Below are 19,429 nucleotides of genomic sequence, written 5' to 3'. Positions count from 1 at the left end.
TCCTCAAACGCCGGAGGGGCTGATTTTCAGCCCGTCCGGCGTTTGAGGACGAGGCCGTTCAGGCCGAAAGGGGGGTCTGGGGGCGCAGCCCCCAGTTTCGGGAAGGGGTGGGGCTGGGGAAGAAGAAAGGTCTCAGAAGCCGAGCTTGCGCAGCTGGCGCGGGTCCCGCTGCCAGTCCTTGGCGACCTTGACATGGAGGTCAAGGAAAACCGGCGTACCCAGCAGCGCCTCGATCTGCTTGCGCGACTTGATCCCGACCTCCTTCAACCGCTTGCCCTTGGGCCCGATGATGATCCCCTTCTGACTCGGCCGCTCGATGTAGACGAACGCGTGGATGTCGAGAAGAGGCTTGTCGGCAGGCCGGTCCTCGCGGGGAAGCATCTCCTCGACGACAACGGCGATGGAGTGCGGCAACTCGTCCCGCACCCCCTCCAGCGCGGCCTCCCGGATCAGCTCGGCCACCATGACCTGCTCGGGCTCGTCCGTGAGGTCACCCTCGGGATACAGCGCGGGCCCCTCCGGAAGCAGGGGCACCAGCAGATCCGCGAGCAGATCCACCTGCTTGTCCCCGACGGCGGACACCGGCACGATCTCGGCCCACTCGAACCCGAGCTCCTTGCCGAGCTGGTCGATGGCGATGAGCTGCTCGGCGAGCGTCTTGCTGTCCACGAGGTCGGTCTTCGTCACGATCGCGATCTTCGGCGTCTTCTTGATCGACGCCAGTTCCTTCGCGATGAAGCGGTCACCGGGACCGAGCTTCTCGTTCGCCGGCAGACAGAACCCGATCACGTCGACCTCGGCCCACGTCGTCCGTACGACGTCGTTCAGCCGCTGGCCGAGCAGCGTGCGCGGTTTGTGCAGCCCAGGCGTGTCCACCAGGATCAGCTGGGCGTCGGGCCGGTGCACGATGCCGCGCACGGTGTGCCGCGTCGTCTGGGGCTGGTTCGCCGTGATCGCCACCTTCTGGCCGACCAGAGCGTTCGTCAGGGTGGACTTGCCCGCGTTGGGGCGGCCCACGAAGCAGGCGAAGCCGGCGCGGTGGATCGCCTCGGACGGCTCGGATGACTGGGTACGAACGCTCATGAGGCCCATTGTCCCTGATCATCGGAGCCCCGCCGCACCCAGCGGCCCCACACACGGGCCGGCACCTTACGGCACGGGCCCGGACGGCCTACGATCACGGGGTTCCGGAGCAGGGCGCCAGCCCCCATCACCCGCATCGCGCAGAAGGCCAGGACCCCGGCATGAAGCTCATCACCGCGATCGTCAAGCCGCACCGGCTCGACGAGGTCAAGACCGCCCTCCAGGACATCGGCGTGCACGGGCTGACCGTCACGGAGGCCAGCGGGTACGGGCGCCAGCGCGGCCACACTGAGGTGTACCGCGGTGCCGAGTACCAGGTCGACCTGGTCCCCAAGATCCGTATCGAGGTCGTCGTCGAGGACGCGGACGCCGACGCCGTCATCGAAGGGATCGTGAAGGCGGCGAAGACGGGGAAGATCGGCGACGGGAAGGTGTGGACGGTGCCGGTGGAGACGGTGGTGCGGGTACGGACGGGCGAGCGCGGCCCCGACGCCCTCTGATCCTGATTCCCACCGCCACGCCCGCGATCCCCGCTCCCAGGACGACCGCCACGAGCCACGGCAGCGCGAAGAACGACGTACTCGCCGACTCGCGGGTGTCGTGCGCGCTGGCGGTCAACGTCACGTCGCCCCAGTCGAGTTGGGGCGCGCCACGCCACGGTTCGCTCAGCTTCACCCGCTGCCCGGGCAATAGCTCGGAGGGAATCTCGGCAAGGTCGCGGGCGAGCAGCGTACGGCCGAAGAGCCCCTCGGCCCTCAGCTCCACCTTGGGGTTGAGGGTGACGTTGCCGGTGTTGTGGAGGGTGTACGAGACGGTGGCCGTACTGTCGCCCACGCCGGGGACCAGGGGCTGGTGGTGGGTGATGCGGACGTCCTCGACGGCGACGGCGGGCACGGTCGGCCCGCCCACCCGCAGATAGATCCGGGCGCCGACGGCCCGCTGCACGCCGACCTCGACGGCCCCCGACCCGCCGTCGACGCGTTCGTCGAGAGCGACCAGCGCGCCCGGATGGTCCCCGGGTTCGGCGCCCTCGGGCACCCGGATCGTGAACGGCACGGTGACCGAGCCGTGCGCGGGCACGGTCACCCGGGACTTCGCGGGCTTCGCCCAGGCGCCGACGCCCCGCTGCTTCTCCTTGCGGGTACGCACCGCGAACCCGCCGTCCCGGGCGGTGTTGTAGGCGTCGGCGGCGTACAGCCGGAAGGTCAGTGGCCGCCCGGTCTTGTTGGCGACGGTGACCTTGTCCTCGATGGTCGTCCCGGGGTCTGCGGAGAGGTGGAAGTAGGGCCGCGAGGCCAGGTCCGTCGAGACGGGATAGACGGACCAGCTGCCGTTGTCGGCTGCGTACGCGGGCGACCCGGCCAGGCCGAGGAACAGCAACAGGAGGAGGACGAACGGCTTGCGCATGGGTGCGGACCCCCGGTGAGCGAGTCGGACGAGGCGGACGGGCGGGTGCGCGCCCGACCACCGATGAAACGAGCCTGCTCACAGCTCTTTTGACGAACCGTCAGGTCTGAGCGTGAACGCCAGGTCTGAGCGTGAACGCCAGGTCTGAGCGCGAGCGCCAGGTCTGAGCGTGAGCGTCAGCTGTGACGTGGGCGTCAGGTGAGCGTGAGCGTCAGCACGCCGGAGTACGCACCGGGCGGGGTGAACGCCGGAACGTTCAGCGACAGCCTGGCGTCGACGGTGAACTCACCACCGGTCTGCGCGCCGTTGGGGGTGGACGCCAGAGTCGCTCCGGCGCTGCCGACCGAGCCGGGCGAACCGGGCCGGCAGGTGCTCGGGCTGCCGGTCTTGGTGGCGCAGACCGGGGTCCAGCCCAGCTTGGCGGCGTCGATCTTCGCCCCGCCGGGGCCGGCGAAGTCGGTGACCTTGCCGGTCAGGGACCAGCCCGCGGGCCCGCCGCGGAAGTCCTTGACGGTCACCGTCTGCAGGGAGCCGCGCGAGAAGCCGCCCTTGCCGTAGTCGACCGCCGCGAGTTCGACGGTGTCGCCGGCCTGGGTCATGGACAACGTGCCTGCCTTGACCGAGGAGTTGAGCTTCTGGCTGCCCTCGGGGAGAGGCGTGTCGTCGATGACGACGTAGGCGGCGGGACCGGCACCCTTGGCATCGCTCCAGGCGCTTCCCTCGTACGCCACGACCCCGGTCGTCGCCTTGTCGCTGACGGTCAGGGTGCCGCTGATGGCGCCCTGCGCGTTCGCGATGGTGGTGCCCTTGTCGGCGGTCTCGGCGGCACCGGCCCGTCCGGCGAGGGTGACCGCGGCGCCCGGGGTGAAGTTCGTGCCGGTGACGGTCACGCTGTCACCTGGCTTCCCGGAGGCCGTACCGAGGCTGATGGCACGGTTGTTGGTCTGTCCGCCGTCCGTCGCGGTGACCGTCTCGGAGACGGGGGCGGGCGGGTTGGTGACCGTGCACGGGGTGTCCAGCTCCAGGATGTAGCTGGTGTGGATGTTGTAGTCGCCGGGCGAGAGGGTGATCGCGCCGGGCGTGGTGACCGTGAAGGTGCCGGTCATCGAGAACGACGGGAAGGCACCCTTCCCGGGTACCGGGTCGTTCTTCTTCGGGCCCGCGACCGTGATGTCACCGGCCTGCACACCACCGAGGGTGACCTTGCCGGTGGGCGTCATGATGTCGGCCGGCAGGGCGATGTCGACCGGGTTGGACGCGGCGGGCTTGACCACCGTGTATGTGACGGTGACCGTGTCGCCCACCTTGGGCGTGGCGTTGTCCACCGTGATCCTGGCGGTGGTCGTGCCGTCGATCGGCGGGATGCCCGCGATGGGCGGCGGGACGCAGTGCGTGGCGAAGTCGACCTGCTGAGGCTCCGCGCTCGCGGGACAGGCGAGCGCGCCTCCCCCGGTGACCGCGAGTGCGGTCGCTCCGAGAAGTGCCGCCCAACGGTGGCGTCTTCGGGTTCCTGAACCCATGGTTGCCCCTCCTGAGGATGCGGGCGCAGCGGCTCTTCCGCGTTCTTCTGCGCCGACAGGGGGACATTGATGTGTGGGTTGTGTGAAAAGTCAATGGAATCGCCGGACGTCAACTGATGGCCCATCAGCTTCTGTCAACTTCGGTGCGGAACAAGGCAGTTGAGCCATTTTGCTGCCTCCGTCCCGGAGCCCCGGGAGGGTGCGGCAGCGCGACGACCGGTGCCGCCGCGCGCAGGCGACACCGGTCCATGGCTCGACTTGCTCGTGGGGGGCTACCTCGTGGGGGGGTGCGGAGAGAGCTACCGCCCGGGACTCACTCGAACACGAACGGGCCCGGCGACTGCGGCCCTTCCGCCGTACACGTCACGGTGATGAATCCGAAGATCACCATCTGCAGGGAGCCGCCGTTCGCCTCCAGGCTGTCGCCGGGCGCCACGGTGCCGGTCAGCGGGCCGACCGAGACGCCGTCACCCGCGTCCATCGCGGGGTTCCTGGTGCCCGTGAAGGCGGTCGTGCCACCGCTCGCCTTCACCATGGTGAGTGTGGAGACGATCGAGTCCGCGTCGAGGGCGAGCGGGGAAGTGATCTCGGAGGAGCTGAGAGTGATGGTGGCGGAGGTGCCGGTCTGGGTGGCCGTGAGGGTGGCCTCACCGCCGCCGTAGGAGCCGCAGTCGGCGATGATCGTGGCGGTCTGGGGGACGACGGCCGCGGCACCCGGAGCGAGGGCCAGGCCGGCGGCGAGGGTGCCGGCGGCTAACGCCGCACCGATTCCGAGTCGCTTGCATCTCATTGGGGGATTCCCTTCCCTTGTACGGGAATTGCCATGTGGGGACGTTCGACGGGCGCGCCGTCGTGCGGGCACGCGTGCTTGCCACCGGTGCCTGTTCGCGGCCGGCGACGGTGCGGGGATTCACGTGCGCACGGACCAGTCACCGCGAGCGGTGTGCGGGCACGCTGCGCGGCGACGAATCTGACGGTCCGTCGGAAGAGCTGTCGTCCATTGAGACGCGAGCGGCTCGGGATTGCAAGAGAAGCGGTGGGGAATCTTCCGCCGGCCGGAGATGTGGCCGAAGTCGACCGGTGGGGTTTTCGGGGGCCGGCCCCCGAACCCCCGCTCCTCAAACGCCGGAGGGGCTGATTTTCAGCGGGGGCCGGGGGCGGCAGCCCCCAGTTTCGGGAAGGGGTGGGGCTGGGGAAAGGAAACCGCCCGGGCCTCAGCCCGCAGCCACCCGCACCCGAACCTCCCCGTCGAGCCCGGCGACCAGCACAGCGGTCCCCGGCCCACCAAGATCCCGCACAGCCGCCAGATCGCCGTCCGCCAAGGACTCCGCCGCGGTCACCACGGCCCCCGCCTCCAACGCCTTCGCCCCGGAAGCCACGGCCATGGCCACCGCGGTCCGCAGCGCACTCAGCCGCAGAGAAGGCAGGTCAACGGTCCCCGCAACATACGTACGGCCGGTTTCGTCACGCACGGCCGCCCCCTCGGGCACACCATTACGAGCCCGTACGGAACGGGCCAGGGTGACGATCTTGCGGTCCTCGGGATCGAGCGCGGTGCTGTCGGTCATGCCCAGAGCATACGAAGCCCGACCGGCCCCCCGCACGGCGGTACGCGACACCGCCCAGCCGTAGACCCGGCACATCTGCAAAGCCCGCACACTCATCCCGGCAGCCCCGGGCCTTCGTCGGCCCCCGCCAACCCGGCCACCCCGCTACCCGGCAACCGGATACATCGTCCCGCGCCGCCCCTCCGCACAGGCCAGCCACTCCAGCTTCGTCGAGGTGTTCGCCTCGGGCAGCGGCGTGTGCAGCACGATCGTGAGGTCGGGCCGCGCCGGCACCTTCATCGCGGTCGCTTCCAGAACCAGCACCCCGACCAGCGGATGGTCGAGCAGTCTCGCCACAGGCCTGGTGACCTCCACCCAGCAGGTCGGCCTCACCATCGGCATCCCCCTCCTCGGCATCCTGGCAACCACATCCCCGAACCTCCTCTCCGGCGTCCACACGGTGGTGGCACTGGACGCGGCGATCGTGCTGGGGGCGGCGATGCTGGTCGCGGTCGGACTCGGGCGACGGACGTCAGGGGCGGTCGAGTCGCAGCCGCTCGGCCTTCGGTAGACCGGCGACCACCAGGTCGTACGAGTCCTCGATGAGCTCCCTGACCAGCCGGTCGGGGAGTTCTCCGTCGGCCGTCACCGTGTTCCAGTGGCGCTTGTTCATGTGGTAGCCGGGGATGATCAGGCCCTCGTACTCGCCGCGCAGGCGCACCGCGTCGTCGGGGTCGCACTTCAGGTTCACCGTGAGCGGCCGGGCGTCCAGACGGGTCAGGGCGAACAGCTTTCCCAGCACCTTGAAGACCGAGAACTCGGGGGTGAAGGGGAAGTCCTCGACGGTCGCGTTGAAGGACAGGCAGAACGTGCGCAGCTCCTGCGGGGTCACTCCGGCTTCTCCTCCTCGGGGGAACCGGCCGGGCCGACGGGCTCGACCAGCACCGTGACGATCTTGTTGCGGCGGCCGGCCGAGGCCTCCGCCGTCAGCCGCAGCTCGCGCCCGTCGGGCAGTTCGACCACCGACGAGGCACTGGCGATGGGCACGCGCCCGAGTGCCTTCGCGAGGAGGCCGCCCACCGTCTCGACGTCCTCGTCGTCGTACGCCTCGAAGCCGTACAGCTCGCCGAGGTCGCCGATGTCGAGCCGTGCGGTCACCCGGTAGCGGTCGTCGCCGAGGTCCTCCACGGGCGGCAGCTCACGGTCGTACTCGTCGGTGATCTCGCCGACGATCTCCTCAAGGATGTCCTCGATGGTGACGATGCCGGCCGTGCCGCCGTACTCGTCGATGACGACGGCCACGTGGTTGCGGTCCTGCTGCATCTCACGCAGCAGATCGCCGGCGTTCTTCGTGTCCGGGACGAAGGCCGCCGGCCTCATCGCCGTCGACACGAGCTCGCTCTCGGCGTCCCGGCTGATGTGCGTCTTTCTGGCCAGGTCCTTCAGATACACGATCCCGACGACGTCGTCCTCGCTCTCCCCGGTGACGGGGACGCGGGAGAAACCGGACCGCAGGGCCAGCGTCAGCGCCTGCCGGATCGTCTTGTAGCGCTCGATGACCACCAGGTCCGTACGCGGGACCATGACCTCCCGTACGAGCGTGTCGCCCAGCTCGAAGACGGAGTGCACCATGCGGCGCTCCTCGTCCTCGATGAGCGACTCCTTCTCCGCGAGGTCGACCATCGCCCGCAGCTCGGCCTCGGAGGCGAACGGACCGCGCCTGAAGCCCTTGCCGGGCGTGAGGGCGTTGCCGATGAGGATCAGGAGCGGCGGGATCGGGCCCATGATCCTGGCGAGCGGAAGCAGTACGTACGCGGCCGCCGTGGCCGTGTTCAGCGGGTGCTGGCGGCCGATGGTGCGCGGGGAGACGCCGACCGCCACGTACGAGACGAGGACCATCACGCCGATGGCGACGGCCAGCGCCTCCCACGTCTCGGCGAACTCCTGCAGACAGGCGTACGTGATGAGCGCGGCGGACGCCATCTCGCAGGCGACGCGCACCAGCAGCGCCACGTTCAGATAGCGGGTCGGGTCGGCGGCGACCTGGGCGAGCTTGGCGCTGCCGCGGCGGCCGGACCTGACGGCCTCCTCGGCGCGGAAGCTGGAGACGCGGGCGAGACCGGCCTCCGCGCAGGCGGCGAGCCAGGCGATCACGACAAGGGTGATGGCGCCTACGACGAGTTGCGGGCTCATGAGACGGTCGGGGCCGGGGACGGGCCGGTCAGGCCCTTCTCCGCACGCCAGCCGTCCACGATGGCCGCCTGGAGGCCGAACATCTCGGCCTTCTCGTCCGGCTCCTCGTGGTCGTAGCCGAGCAGATGCAGCACTCCATGGACGGTGAGGAGCTGGAGCTCCTCGTCCATGGAGTGCTGCGTGTCGGCTTCCTTGCCCTGCCGCTCGGCGACCTCGGGGCAGAGCACGATGTCACCGAGCAGTCCCTGGGGCGGCTGCTCGTCGTCGTCCTTCGACGGCGGCCGCAGCTCGTCCATCGGGAACGACATGACATCCGTCGGACCTGGCAGGTCCATCCACTGAATGTGCAGCTGCTCCATGGCGTCGGCGTCCACGACGATCACCGAGAGCTCGGAGAGCGGGTGGATCCGCATCCGCGCGAGGGCATAGCGGGCGATGTCGAGGATCGCCTGCTCGTCGACCTCGGTTCCGGACTCGTTGTTGACGTCGATCGACATGGTCGCGCTGGTCTACTTCCGCTTGTTACGGGCGCCCTTGTGGGTGCCGTTCTCCGTACCATTCTGGCTGTCGTACTTCTCGTACGCGTCGACGATACGGCCGACCAGCTTGTGCCGTACGACGTCGTGGGACGTGAGGCGGGAGAAGTGGACGTCGTCGAGGCCCTCCAGGATGTCCTGGACCTGACGCAGACCGGACTTCGTGCCGCTCGGCAGGTCGACCTGGGTCACGTCACCCGTGATCACGATCTTCGACTCGAAGCCGAGACGGGTGAGGAACATCTTCATCTGTTCGGGGCTCGTGTTCTGGGCCTCGTCCAGGATGATGAAGGCGTCGTTGAGCGTACGACCACGCATGTACGCCAGCGGGGCCACCTCGATGGTCCCGGCCGCCATCAGCCGGGGGATCGAGTCCGGGTCGAGCATGTCGTGCAGCGCGTCGTACAGCGGGCGCAGGTAGGGGTCGATCTTCTCGTAGAGCGTGCCGGGCAGGAAGCCGAGCCGCTCTCCCGCCTCCACCGCGGGGCGGGTGAGGATGATGCGGTTGACCTGCTTGGACTGCAGCGCCTGCACGGCCTTGGCCATGGCGAGGTAGGTCTTGCCCGTACCGGCGGGGCCGATGCCGAAGACGATGGTGTGCTTGTCGATGGCGTCGACGTACCGCTTCTGGTTGAGCGTCTTGGGGCGGATGGTGCGGCCGCGCGAGGACAGGATGTTCTGTGTGAGCACTTCGGCCGGGGTCTCCTGGCCGTCGCCCTCCCCGTTCTCGCTCGCCCTCAGCATGGCGATCGAGCGTTCCACTGCGTCCTCCGTCATCGGCTGTCCGGTGCGGAGCACCAGCATCATCTCGTCGAACAGGCGCTGGACGAGGGCCACTTCACGGGCATCGCCGACGGCGCTGATCTCATTGCCCCGGACATGGATGTCGGCCGCCGGGAAGGCCTTCTCGATCACGCGCAGAAGGGCGTCTCCCGATCCCAGCACGGTCACCATGGGGTGTTTGGCCGGGACGGTGAACTGCGCTCGTGACTGCCCCTGCGCGGGGGTGTGAGCTGTGGGTGTCTGCGTCATGGGCCGGCTCTGTAGGCCTGCTCATCCTCCTCGGTGAGGCACGCTTGCCGGTACGGCAGCCTTGTGCTTCCAAGAGTACGACGGGGCACCGACAACGCCGTAGGACTTTTCGCCCGCACCGGTGGCCTCACGTGAATCCGCCCGTGCCCACGGGCGAATCCGCCGGTGCCCCCGCACGGATCCACACCCGACCGCACCCGGATCCACCTGCGGCCTCACCCGGATCCGCCGACGGCGTCACGCCGATCTGCCGAATCCGATCGTCGGTACCGCCCGTCGCAGTGGCCACGCCCGGCTCGGCTCCGGAAGGAGGGGTTCCAGGAAGGCGTACCGGCCGAGCGCCGCCGGATCCTGGTGGTCGTACGACTGCACACGCCGCCACCACCCGGCGATCTCCGACCAGCCGGGGGCGGACAGGGACCCCCCGAACTCCTGGACCGACAGGGCGGCGGTGAGGCCCGCGAAGGCGAGCCGGTCGGCCAGCGGCCACCCGGCCAGCGTGCCCATGACGAAACCGGCCACGAACACGTCCCCCGCGCCGGTGGGATCCATGGCCTCGACCTCGATGGCCGGAACCTCGGCGGTCTCGCCGGTCCGTCCGTCCACGGCGTACGCGCCCTCGGCACCGAGAGTGACGACGGCGAGCGGCACGTGCTCGGTGAGCGCGTGGGCGGCGGCGCGGGGGCACGAGGCGCCCGTGTACCGCATGGCCTCCTGGGCGTTGGGCAGGAACGCCTCGCAGTGCGCCAGGTCGGGGAGCCCCGCGAGGTCCCAGCGGCCCGTGTCGTCCCAGCCGACGTCGGCGAAGATCCTGGTCCCCTTGCCCGCGGCCCCGGCGATCCAGGGGGCGCGGATGCCGGGCGTGAGCGAGGCGACGGCCGCGCGTGCGCGGGGCGGGCAGTCCGGGGCGGGCTCCTCCGGGGGCGGCTCGTGTCCGTGGCTGACCATCGTCCGCTCGCCCTCGTACGCCATCGAGACGGTCACCGGGGAGTGCCAGCCCGGTACCGTGCGTGACGTCGAGAGGTCGATGCGCTCGCCCTGCTCCAGGGCGTCCCAGCAGTACTCGCCGTAGTGGTCGTCGCCGAAGGCCGCCGCCAGGGACGTCCTCAGGCCGAGCCGGGCCAGTGCGGTCGCCATGTTCGCGACGCCGCCGGGGCTCGAACCCATGCCGCGGGCCCAGGACTCGGTGCCGCGGACCGGGGCGGAGTCGAGTCCGGTGAAGATGATGTCGAGGAAGACCGTGCCGGTGAGGTAGACGTCCCAGGGCGGGTCGTCGTGAGCGCGCAGCCCTGCGAGGGGGTCGACCTGTGCGGCCCGGCTGTGCGGTCCCTCTCCGTTGGACGCGGTCACGGTGCGCTCCCATGAGGTGGTGCGGATTCAGGCCAGTGTGCACCAATCACTCCACTGACCGTGGAGTGTCACGCCGGGCCCGAACGGTTTTCGCCCCCGCCGCCCCTACCCATTCCCGTCTCTACTCGGGGGCCAGCCCCCGAACCCCCGCTCCTCAAACGCCGGAGAGGCTGAAGATTTCGCGGCCCGGGCCGACACACCCAGCCCGTCCGGCGTTTGAGGACGAGCGCGGCAGCGCGATACGGGGGTCTGGGGGCGGCAGCCCCCAGGGACGGGACGGGCAGGGGCGGCGGGGGCGAAGAAGCGTCCTGGTCCCCTACGGGAACTCGTACGCCTCCACCTCCGCGAGGTACCGCGCCCGCCGCGCCTCGTCGTGGTCGAGGAAGGACGCCACGAACGAGTTGCGGGCGAGGTCGCGCAAACGGTCGGAGGACAGCCCCAACGCCTCGCGGACGGCAAGGAAGTTGTCCCCGACGTACCCACCGAAGTACGCGGGATCATCGGAGTTGACCGTGCACAAAAGCCCCGCGTCGAGCATCGCGGGCAGCGGATGCTCCTCCAGAACATCCACGGCCCGGAGCCGCACGTTGGACAGCGGACACAACGTCAACGGCACCCGCTCCCGCACCAGCCGCGCCACCAGCTCAGGATCCTCCACACACCGCAGCCCGTGATCGATCCGCTCGACCCCGAGCACGTCGAGCGCCTCGGTGATGTAGGAGGGCGGCCCCTCCTCCCCCGCGTGGGCGACCCGTCGCAGCCCGAGCGCGGCAGCGGCCTCGTACACCTCACGGAACTTCACGGGCGGATGCCCGACCTCCGCGGAGTCGAGCCCGACACCGACGATCCGGCCGAGGTACGGCTTCGCGGCCTGGAGGGTCTCCATCGCGGACTCGGCGGACTCGTCCCGCAGGAAGCACATGATCAGCTGGGTGGAGACCCCGTGCACGGCCTCGCTCCGGTCGAGCGCCCGCCCGAGCCCCTCCACCACGGTCCCGATCCCGACGCCCCGGGAGATGTGCGCCTGCGGATCGAAGAAGATCTCCGCGTGCCGGACCCCCTGCGCGGCGGCCCGGGCGAGATACGCGTCGGCGAGGTCCGCGAAGTCGTCCTCGGTCCGGAGCACGGCCATGAGCTCGTAGTACAGGTTCAGGAACGACTGCAGGTCCGAGAACTGATACGCCTTGCGGAGATCGTCGGTGTCCGCGTACGGGAGCGGGACACCGTTGCGCGCGGCGAGCGCGAAGGCCAGCTCGGGCTCCAGTGTGCCTTCGATGTGGAGGTGCAGTTCGGCTTTGGGGATGGGCATCAAGGCATCGTACGGCCGTTTCATCTGCGCTTCGGTACCGGCACCCGCAGCAGATCGTGCGCCACCGTCAGCTCCCCCTCGAAGCCGGCGGCCCGCGCCTGCCGCTCGAACTCGTCGGGATCGTCGTACCGCTGGCTGAAGTGCGTGAGCACGAGATGCCGTACGCCCGCGTCCCGGGCCACCGCCCCGGCCTGACCTGCCGTCAGGTGCCCGTGGTCGACGGCGAGTTGGATGTCCCCGTCGAGGAACGTCGACTCGATGACGAGCATGTCGCACCCCTCCGCGAGCGCGTACACCCCGTCGCACAGCCGGGTGTCCATGACGAAGGCGAACCGCTGCCCGCGCCGCACCTCGCTGACCTCGTCCAGCGACACGTCCCCCAGCACGCCCTCCCGCTGGATCCGCCCCACGTCCGCACCCTTGATCCCGTAGGAGGCGAGCCGCTCGGGCAGCATCCGCCGCCCGTCCGGCTCGACGAGCCGGTAGCCGTACGACTCGACGGGGTGGGAGAGCTTGCGGGCCTCCAGCACGTACGACTTCGTGGACGCGAGTACGCCGTCGGAGTCGACCGGCGCCTCGGTGAGCGGGACCGTCTCGCGGTAGGCGGTCGAGTACCGCAGCCGGTCGTAGAACCGCTGCCCGGAGCGCGGGAAGTGGGCGGTGACCTCGTGCGGCACCCGGTCGAGGTTGATCCGCTGGATCACGCCGGCAAGGCCGAGGGAGTGGTCGCCGTGGAAGTGCGTGACGCAGATCCGATGGAGGTCGTGCGCGGCGACCCGGGCGCGCAGCATCTGCCGCTGTGTGCCCTCGCCCGGGTCGAAGAGGATGCCCTCGCCGTCCCAGCGCAGCAGATAGCCGTTGTGGTTGCGGTGCCGGGTGGGCACCTGACTGGCGGTGCCGAGGACCACCAATTCGCGTACGGACACGTCGAGTTACCCGAGTTTCCCGAGCGCCGCGGCTAGCCCGGCGGCCACTGCATGCCGCGGCCGCCCAGCACATGGGCGTGCGCGTGGAAGACGGTCTGCCCGGCGCCACTCCCGGTGTTGAAGACGATGCGGTAGCTGTCGAGCTTCTCCTCGGCGGCGACCTCACCGGCCTCGCGCACGACGTCGGCCAGGATCGCCGGCTCGGCGATCGCGAGGGAGGAGGCGTCCGGGTGGTGGACCTTCGGGATCACCAGGACGTGGATGGGTGCCTGCGGGTTGATGTCCCGGAAGGCGACGGTCGTTTCGGTCTCTCGGACGACGGTCGCCGGGATCTTCCCACCGACGATCTTGCAGAACAGACAGTCGTCCTGCGCTTCCCCTGCCATGCGCGGCCTCCTCACGCTGGATGATCGATGCCCGGGCATGGTACCGAGCCCGGGCCTCGCAAGGGGCGCGGGGAACTGCGCGACCAGCCCCCACGCACCGCACCCGACGAACCCAAGTGCCCTAGGAACCCGAGTGCCCTGCGAACCCGAGTGCCTACGAACCCGGCAACAGCGGAGCGGCCTTCGCCGGGTTCTCCGTGAGCGCCGCCAGGGCGATACGGATCGCCTCGTCGAGCTGCACGTCACGCCCGGCCGCGTAGTCCTGCGGGGCCTGGACCACTTCGACGTCCGGGTCGACGCCGTGGTTCTCCACGCCCCACTCGTACCCCTCCAGCCAGAACGCGTACTTGGGCTGGGTGACGAGCGTTCCGTCGACGAGGCGGTAGCGGCTGTCGATCCCGACGACGCCACCCCACGTACGCGTACCGACGACGGGCCCGATACCGAGGGCCTTGATCGCGGCGTTGACGATGTCGCCGTCCGAGCCGGAGAACTCGTTGGCGACGGCGACGACGGGCCCGCGCGGCGCGTCCTCCGGATAGCTGGTGGGCCGCATGCCGCGCGCGAGGTCCCAGCCGACGATGCGCCGGGCGAGCTTCTCGACGACCAGCTGGGAGGTGTGGCCGCCGCGGTTCTCGCGGACGTCCACGACGAGGCCCTCGCGTGCGACCTCGATCCGCAGGTCGCGGTGGATCTGGGCCCAGCCGGGCGCCTGCATGTCGGGCACGTGCAGATAGCCGAGCCGGCCGCCGGACTTCTCGTGGACGTAGGCGCGCCGGTCGGCGACCCACGCGTGGTAGCGCAGCGGTTCCTCGTCGGAGATCGGCACGACGACGGCGTGCCGCGGATCGCCGCCGCCCGCCGGGGACACGGTGAGTTCGACGGCCTTGCCCGCCGTGCCGACGAGCAGCGGTCCGGGTCCGGTCACCGGGTCGACGGGCCGCCCGGAGACGGCCACGATCGCGTCCCCGGCGCGCACGGCGACCCCGGGCGCGGCGAGCGGCGACTGCGCGTCCGGGTCGGAGGTCTCCGACGGCAGGATGCGGTCGATACGCCACTGCGGCGAACCCTGGGGGCCGTCCTCGTGGCGGGAGATGTCGGCGCCGAGCAGCCCCTGCCGCTCGCCGCTGCCGTATCCGCCGCGCGGCATGACGTACGCGTGCGAGGTGCCGAGTTCGCCCTGCACCTCCCACAGCAGGTCGACGAGGTCGTCGTGGGTGGCGACCCGTTCGAGCACGGGCCGGTACCGGTCCAGTACGCCGTCCCAGTCGGTGCCGCCCAGGTCGGGGCGCCAGAAGTTGTCGCGCATGAGGCGGCCGGTCTCGTCGTACATCTGCCGCCACTCGGCGGCCGGGTCGACGGTCTGGCGGATGCGCGACAGGTCGACGGTGATGTTGGTGTCGCTCTCGTCGTCGTTCGAGGCGCGCCGGTCGCTCGGTACGACCTTGAGCTTGCTGTCGGTCCACAGCAGGATCCGCTTGCCGTCGCCGGTGACCATGAAGCCGTCGGCGTCCGAGGCGAGGTGCTCCATGCGCTGCTGGACGAGGTCGTAGCGCTCCAGGTCGGTCTTCGGGTCCGGGTCGTCCGGGGTGGCGCGGGAGGCGCCGAGCACGCCCCGCACGGGGTGCCGCAGCCACAGCAGCCCGTCCTTGGCGGCCTTCAGCCCGGAGTAGCGGGCGGCTTCGACGGGGAACGGCACGATGCGGTCGCCGAGTCCGTCGAGGTCGATCCGGGTCGCCGGGGAGCCCTCGCTGTCGGGCGTCTCGTCCTTGTCCGGCGCCTCGAAGGGCCGGCCGTGCCGCTGCGGCCCGAACGGCGAGGGGGTGGTCGCGGCGAGGGTGATGAGATGCGGCCGCGCGCCGCCGACGAAGGCCAGGTCGAAGACGTGCTCGTCGTAGACGGGGTCGAAGGACCGCGCCGACAGGAAGGCCAGATGCTTCCCGTCGAGGGTGAACGCGGGCGCGTAGTCCCGGAATCGGAGCGGCGTCGCCTCGGTCACGGAGAGATCCGCGGTGTTGGCGAGCTTGAGCTGGCGCAGCGGGCGCGGGCCGGGGTGCGACCAGGCAAGCCAGGCCGAGTCGGGAGAGAAGGCGAGCCCGGAGACCTCGCCGTCCTCGCTGCGGTCGACCTCCCGTACCTCGCCGGTCTCCCGCTCGACGAGCAGTACGCGTCCGTCGTGCGAGGCGACCGCGGCACGGCTGCCGTCGGGCGCCACCGCGAGCCCGAGCACCCGCCCGAGCTGTCCGGCGGCGAGGCGTCGCGGGGTGGCTCCGGGCGCGACACCGGTGGCGGGCGCGAACTCGAGAGCGTCATCGCCCTCGGCGTCCGTCACCCACACCACGTGCTCCTCGCCGTCCGCGCGGAAGGTGCGCGGCAGCCGGGCCCGTACGCCCTGTTCGGCGGCGAGCGCGCGGGTCGGACCCGAACGGTGGGTGACCCAGTGGACGGCTCCGCGCACGGCGACGGCACTGCCGCGTCCGGTGTGGTCGGGCGCGGCGGCACCGAACCAGCGGGCCGCGCTCACGGGATGCGGCTGCAGATCGACGCGCTGTCCGCCGAGCCGGATGTCGAGCCGTCGCGGCTCGGCCCCGTCGAGGTCGTCGAGGATCCACAGCTCACCGGCGGAGGCGTAGACGACACGCGTGCCGTCGGTGGAGGCATGCCGGGCGTAGAACCCCTCAACTCCCGTGTGCCGCCGCAGATCCGACCCGTCGGCGAGGGAGGAGTACACGGCCCCCACACCTTCGTGATCGGACAGAAAGACGACCCGCTCCCCGACCCACGAGGGGTACTCCAGATTCCCGTCCAGGTCGGCATGCAGCCGTACGAACTCCCCGGCCTCCCCGTCGCCCTCCCGGTCGATCCACAGCTTCCCGGCCGTGCCGCCCCGGTACCGCTTCCACCAGGCGGCCTCACGGCCCATGGGCGCGGACAGCAGGAGCGTGCCCGGGCCGCCCCGGGCCACATCGCCGACAGGCCCGTACGGGAGGGTGGTTGCCGGGCCGCCGTCGAGCGGGACGGCCCGGGCCCAGCTGCGGCGCAGGCTCGCCTGGCCCTGCGTGCTGAGCGCGAGCACCTCGCCGTCCGGGGTCCAGCCGCGCACCTGGGTCTTCCAACTCCCCCAGTGCGTAAGGCGTTTGGTGGAACCACCGTCGACGGAGGCGATGTGCACCTCGGGTGCCCCGTCGCGGGTGGAGGTCCAGGCGACGGTCGTTCCGTCCGGGGAGATACGGGGATGGTTCACCGGGACGTTGTCGGCGCTGACCCGCCAGGCACGGCCGCCGTCGAGGGGCGCGACCCAGACGTCGTCCTCGGCGGTGAAGGCGATCAACTCGCCGTGCAGATGCGGGTACCGGAGATACGGGGCAGATGCGGCGGATGCGGTCTGTGTCACCCGATCACCCTATGCAGCGGTCCTGTCCTCGACCAGAGCTTTCGATCACTTGCCCTGGAAGCACGAGCAGGTGGGGTGCGGGTACTCGGTGACGGTCCTGGTGACGGTGATGGTCGCCCCGGGCCGCTCGGGCGGCGGGGTGGTCCTGTGGTCGACGGGCGGTGTCCATGGGTTGACGGTGCTCGGCGTACCCGCCCTGCAGTTCCCGAGCACGTCCACCCGGAACCACTCCTTGCCGCCCACCCTGGCGGTCAGGTCGCCCCGTACGCAGGTCCCGTTGATCTCCTGCGTCACCTTTCCCTTGATGGTGATCTCCCGCCCGTCCTTCTCCTCCCCGACACAGTCGACGGTCGCGACACTCCGCGCGCTGGGCGAACTCCCGGCGGTCGCCCCCTTGTCCCCGTACGAGGCGGTACAACTCAGCCACTGGACGTCGACGCCCTGCTTCTCCAGCTCGCGGGTTCCTGTCTGGTCGGTCGTGATCGCCACCGCCGCGGCGCTGATTCCATCACCGGGTTCACACGCCACCACACCGAACACGGCCACGACGGCGAGCCCGGCCACGACCGGCCCCCGCCGCCCGCCCGTACGACGCCGTATACGCCTCAATGCCCCCATAGACGGCAGCGTGCCACCCCCGAGCGAACCCGGATAGACCGCATACTGCCACGATTCCGCCCCCGCCGCCCCTACCCGTTCCCGTCACTTTTCAGGGGCTCCGCCCCCGAACCCCCGCTCCTCAAACGCCGGAGGGGCTGACTATTAGCCCGTCCGGCGTTTGAGGACGAGCGCGTTCAGCGCGATACGGGGGTCTGGGGGCGGAGCCCCCAGGGACGGGACGGGTAGGGGCGGCGGGGGCGAGGAACCGTTCGTCAGGACCAGCGGCCCGTGCGGGTCAGTAGCAGGGCCGTCGCGGCCGTGCCCGCGGTGGAGGTGCGCAGGACGGTGCGGCCCAGTCGGCAGGTCTTCGCGCCGGCCTGGGTGAAGGCCGCCAACTCCTCGGGGGACACGCCGCCTTCGGGGCCGACGACGAGCACGATCCGCCCGGAGGAGGGGAGTTCGGCGGAAGCCAGCGGCTCACTCCCGTACGCCCGGTCCTCGTGCAACACCACCCCGAGGTCCGCTTCGGCGAGAAACGCGGCAACCTGCTTGGTCGTCATCGCGTCCGCGACCCGAGGGAACCGCACCCGTCGCGACTGCTTGCCCGCCTCACGCGCGGTGGCCCGCCACTTCCCGAGCGCCTTGAGCCCCCGCTCGCCCTTCCACTGCGTGATGCAGCGGGACGCGGCCCACGGGACGATCTCGTCGACACCGGTCTCCGTCATGGTCTCGACGGCGAGTTCACCGCGGTCGCCCTTGGGCAGCGCCTGGACGACGGTGATACGGAGCGCCGGCTCGGGCTCCTCACGCACCTCGGCGATATCCGTGACCACGAGCCGGTCCTTGCCCTCGGCCGCCTTGACGACGCCCTCGGCCCAGCGCCCGAGCCCGTCGGTGAGGACGACGTCCTCGCCCGCCCGCAGCCGCTTCACGGACACGGCGTGCCGCCCCTCGGGGCCGTCGAGAACGAACTCGGGCCCGCCCGGCACCACGTCCACCACGAACACCGGCGCGGTCAACGGACCGGGCCCCCGCCCGAGTTGGAAGACAACGCTGTCTTGGCGGCGGCGAGTTCGGCCGTGAGCACCTCGACCAGCTGCCCGGCGGGCAGCTCGCGCGCGAGCCGGTGGCCCTGTCCCGCCCACAGCGCCATCCCCTGCGCGTCCCCCGCCTTGGCCGCCGCCTTGCGGAGCGCGGAGGTGAGGTGGTGGACATCCGGGTAGGCGGCGGGCGCGTACGGCCCGTGCTCGCGCATGAAGCGGTTCATCAGACCGCGCGCGGGCCTGCCGGAGAAGGCGCGCGTCAACTGCGTACGTACGAAGAGGGGGTTGGTCAGTGCCTGCTTGTGCACGGCGTTGGCGCCGGACTCGGGGGTGGCGAGGAACGCCGTGCCGAGCTGGGCGGCGCTCGCTCCCGCGGCGAGCGCGGCGGCGATCTGGCTGCCGCGCATGATGCCGCCGGCGGCGACGATCGGGATCTGCACGGTCTCGCGGACCTGCGCGATCAGCGAGAGCAGTCCTATGCCGGAGCCGTCGGTCTCCGGGTTGTCGCGGTGGGTGCCCTGGTGGCCGCCGGCCTCGACGCCCTGCACGATCACGGCGTCGGCGCCCGCCCACTGCACGGCCTGCGCCTCCTCGGCGGTGGTCGCCGTGACCAGGGTCAGCGTGCCGGCCCGGCTCAGCGAGTCCAGGACGTCACGCGTGGGGCAGCCGAAGTGGAAGGAGACGACCGGCACCGGGTTGTCGAGGAGTACGGCGAGCTTGGCGTCGTATCCGTCGTCGCGTCCGCTGTCGGGGTCGCCCAGTTCGGTCTCGTACCAGGAGGCCTCGCCGGCGAGCTGGTGGGCGTAGACCTCGACCGCGGCCGGGTCGGCGTACTCGGGCTGCGGCATGAACAGGTTCACGCCGAACGGGCGGCTCGTGGCGCCCCGCAACTGCTTGATCTCCTGGTACATGCCGTCGGCCGTTTTGTAGCCGGCGGCGAGGAAACCGAGCCCCCCGGCCTCGGACACGGCCGCTGCGAGCTGCGGCACGGAGACGCCGCCCGCCATGGGGGCCTGCACGATCGGGAGTGGGAAGAGATCGGTCAGCGCGGAGGACATGACGGCATGTTGTCACGTCCTCCGTACAAGTCCGAATCCGGCCTT

Annotated in this window: 17 protein-coding genes and 3 pseudogenes; 2 read left to right on the top strand and 18 right to left on the bottom strand. The window is 70.8% G+C overall.

The genetic code is table 11. From position 1 onward, the window contains the following. Positions 1-132: 132 nt before the first annotated feature. Positions 133-1,092: a GTPase Era gene (era, locus tag ACZ5VQ_RS44990; RefSeq protein WP_200398243.1), complete on the bottom strand. Its 960-nt coding sequence runs from the start codon at positions 1,090-1,092 to the stop codon at positions 133-135. Positions 1,093-1,244: 152 nt separating this feature from the next. Between era and ACZ5VQ_RS44985 the strand changes: the two genes are divergently transcribed. After that, positions 1,245-1,583: a P-II family nitrogen regulator gene (locus ACZ5VQ_RS44985; RefSeq protein WP_450557605.1), complete on the top strand. Its 339-nt coding sequence runs from the start codon at positions 1,245-1,247 to the stop codon at positions 1,581-1,583. Here ACZ5VQ_RS44985 and ACZ5VQ_RS44980 read toward each other — a convergent pair. The 5 genes and pseudogenes from ACZ5VQ_RS44980 to ACZ5VQ_RS44960 all read right to left on the bottom strand — a co-directional run. Continuing rightward, a pseudogene (locus tag ACZ5VQ_RS44980) lies at positions 1,480-2,490 on the bottom strand (WxL protein peptidoglycan domain-containing protein); the annotation flags it as partial. The gene ACZ5VQ_RS44985 and the pseudogene ACZ5VQ_RS44980 overlap by 104 nt on opposite strands. Before the next feature lie 194 nt (positions 2,491-2,684). Further along, positions 2,685-4,010 carry a WxL domain-containing protein gene (locus ACZ5VQ_RS44975; protein WP_469110045.1) on the bottom strand — a complete coding sequence of 442 codons (1,326 nt, stop codon included), beginning with the start codon at positions 4,008-4,010 and terminating at the stop codon, positions 2,685-2,687. Between the two features lie 313 nt (positions 4,011-4,323). Continuing rightward, a complete protein-coding gene (locus tag ACZ5VQ_RS44970; RefSeq protein ID WP_469110044.1) occupies positions 4,324-4,800 on the bottom strand; it encodes a hypothetical protein in 477 nt (158 codons plus the stop codon). Between the two features lie 424 nt (positions 4,801-5,224). Next, positions 5,225-5,578, bottom strand: coding sequence for a cytidine deaminase (locus ACZ5VQ_RS44965; RefSeq protein ID WP_469110043.1), 354 nt, complete (start codon positions 5,576-5,578; stop codon positions 5,225-5,227). Positions 5,579-5,722: 144 nt separating this feature from the next. Beyond that, positions 5,723-5,905, bottom strand: a pseudogene (locus ACZ5VQ_RS44960) (XRE family transcriptional regulator); the annotation flags it as partial. Here ACZ5VQ_RS44960 and ACZ5VQ_RS44955 point away from each other — a divergent pair. Beyond that, positions 5,859-6,128: pseudogene (locus ACZ5VQ_RS44955) on the top strand (MFS transporter); the annotation flags it as partial. The pseudogenes ACZ5VQ_RS44960 and ACZ5VQ_RS44955 overlap by 47 nt on opposite strands. Here the strand turns inward: ACZ5VQ_RS44955 and ACZ5VQ_RS44950 are convergent. The 12 genes from ACZ5VQ_RS44950 to ACZ5VQ_RS44895 all read right to left on the bottom strand — a co-directional run bounded on the left by ACZ5VQ_RS44950 (position 6,090) and on the right by ACZ5VQ_RS44895 (position 19,384). Then, positions 6,090-6,449 (bottom strand): MmcQ/YjbR family DNA-binding protein, encoded by a 360-nt coding sequence (locus ACZ5VQ_RS44950; RefSeq protein WP_469110042.1) that lies wholly within the window; start codon positions 6,447-6,449, stop codon positions 6,090-6,092. The pseudogene ACZ5VQ_RS44955 and the gene ACZ5VQ_RS44950 overlap by 39 nt on opposite strands. After that, complete coding sequence (locus tag ACZ5VQ_RS44945; RefSeq protein WP_469110041.1) at positions 6,446-7,750, bottom strand: hemolysin family protein; 1,305 nt, start codon at positions 7,748-7,750, stop codon at positions 6,446-6,448. The genes ACZ5VQ_RS44950 and ACZ5VQ_RS44945 overlap by 4 nt, the downstream gene beginning before the upstream one ends. Beyond that, on the bottom strand, positions 7,747-8,247 hold the full coding sequence (gene ybeY / locus ACZ5VQ_RS44940) for an rRNA maturation RNase YbeY (protein WP_055612361.1): 501 nt from the start codon (positions 8,245-8,247) through the stop codon (positions 7,747-7,749). Before ybeY ends, ACZ5VQ_RS44945 begins: the two co-directional genes overlap by 4 nt. A gap of 12 nt (positions 8,248-8,259) precedes the next feature. After that, the gene (locus ACZ5VQ_RS44935) at positions 8,260-9,318 is read right to left on the bottom strand and encodes a PhoH family protein (RefSeq protein ID WP_362088371.1); all 1,059 of its coding nucleotides are present in this window, start codon (positions 9,316-9,318) and stop codon (positions 8,260-8,262) included. Between the two features lie 237 nt (positions 9,319-9,555). Further along, positions 9,556-10,668, bottom strand: a complete 1,113-nt coding sequence (locus ACZ5VQ_RS44930; RefSeq protein ID WP_362088370.1) for a carbohydrate kinase family protein — start codon at positions 10,666-10,668, stop codon at positions 9,556-9,558. A 316-nt stretch (positions 10,669-10,984) separates the two neighbouring features. After that, positions 10,985-11,977, bottom strand: a complete 993-nt coding sequence (locus tag ACZ5VQ_RS44925) for an adenosine deaminase (RefSeq protein ID WP_469110040.1) — start codon at positions 11,975-11,977, stop codon at positions 10,985-10,987. Between the two features lie 20 nt (positions 11,978-11,997). Continuing rightward, on the bottom strand, positions 11,998-12,903 hold the full coding sequence (locus ACZ5VQ_RS44920; RefSeq protein WP_469110039.1) for a ribonuclease Z: 906 nt from the start codon (positions 12,901-12,903) through the stop codon (positions 11,998-12,000). Between the two features lie 32 nt (positions 12,904-12,935). Continuing rightward, the gene (locus ACZ5VQ_RS44915) at positions 12,936-13,289 is read right to left on the bottom strand and encodes a histidine triad nucleotide-binding protein (protein WP_469110038.1); all 354 of its coding nucleotides are present in this window, start codon (positions 13,287-13,289) and stop codon (positions 12,936-12,938) included. A gap of 154 nt (positions 13,290-13,443) precedes the next feature. Further along, positions 13,444-16,683: a S41 family peptidase gene (locus tag ACZ5VQ_RS44910; protein ID WP_469110037.1), complete on the bottom strand. Its 3,240-nt coding sequence runs from the start codon at positions 16,681-16,683 to the stop codon at positions 13,444-13,446. Between the two features lie 45 nt (positions 16,684-16,728). Next, positions 16,729-17,301, bottom strand: a complete 573-nt coding sequence (locus ACZ5VQ_RS44905) for a hypothetical protein (RefSeq protein WP_469110036.1) — start codon at positions 17,299-17,301, stop codon at positions 16,729-16,731. A gap of 254 nt (positions 17,302-17,555) precedes the next feature. After that, the gene (locus tag ACZ5VQ_RS44900) at positions 17,556-18,302 is read right to left on the bottom strand and encodes a 16S rRNA (uracil(1498)-N(3))-methyltransferase (protein WP_469110035.1); all 747 of its coding nucleotides are present in this window, start codon (positions 18,300-18,302) and stop codon (positions 17,556-17,558) included. Next, positions 18,299-19,384 (bottom strand): nitronate monooxygenase, encoded by a 1,086-nt coding sequence (locus ACZ5VQ_RS44895; protein WP_383956088.1) that lies wholly within the window; start codon positions 19,382-19,384, stop codon positions 18,299-18,301. Before ACZ5VQ_RS44895 ends, ACZ5VQ_RS44900 begins: the two co-directional genes overlap by 4 nt. Positions 19,385-19,429 lie beyond the last annotated feature (45 nt).

Source organism: Streptomyces sp. NPDC033178 (assembly GCF_055577685.1).
This window is presented reverse-complemented; position numbering and strand designations above follow the sequence as displayed.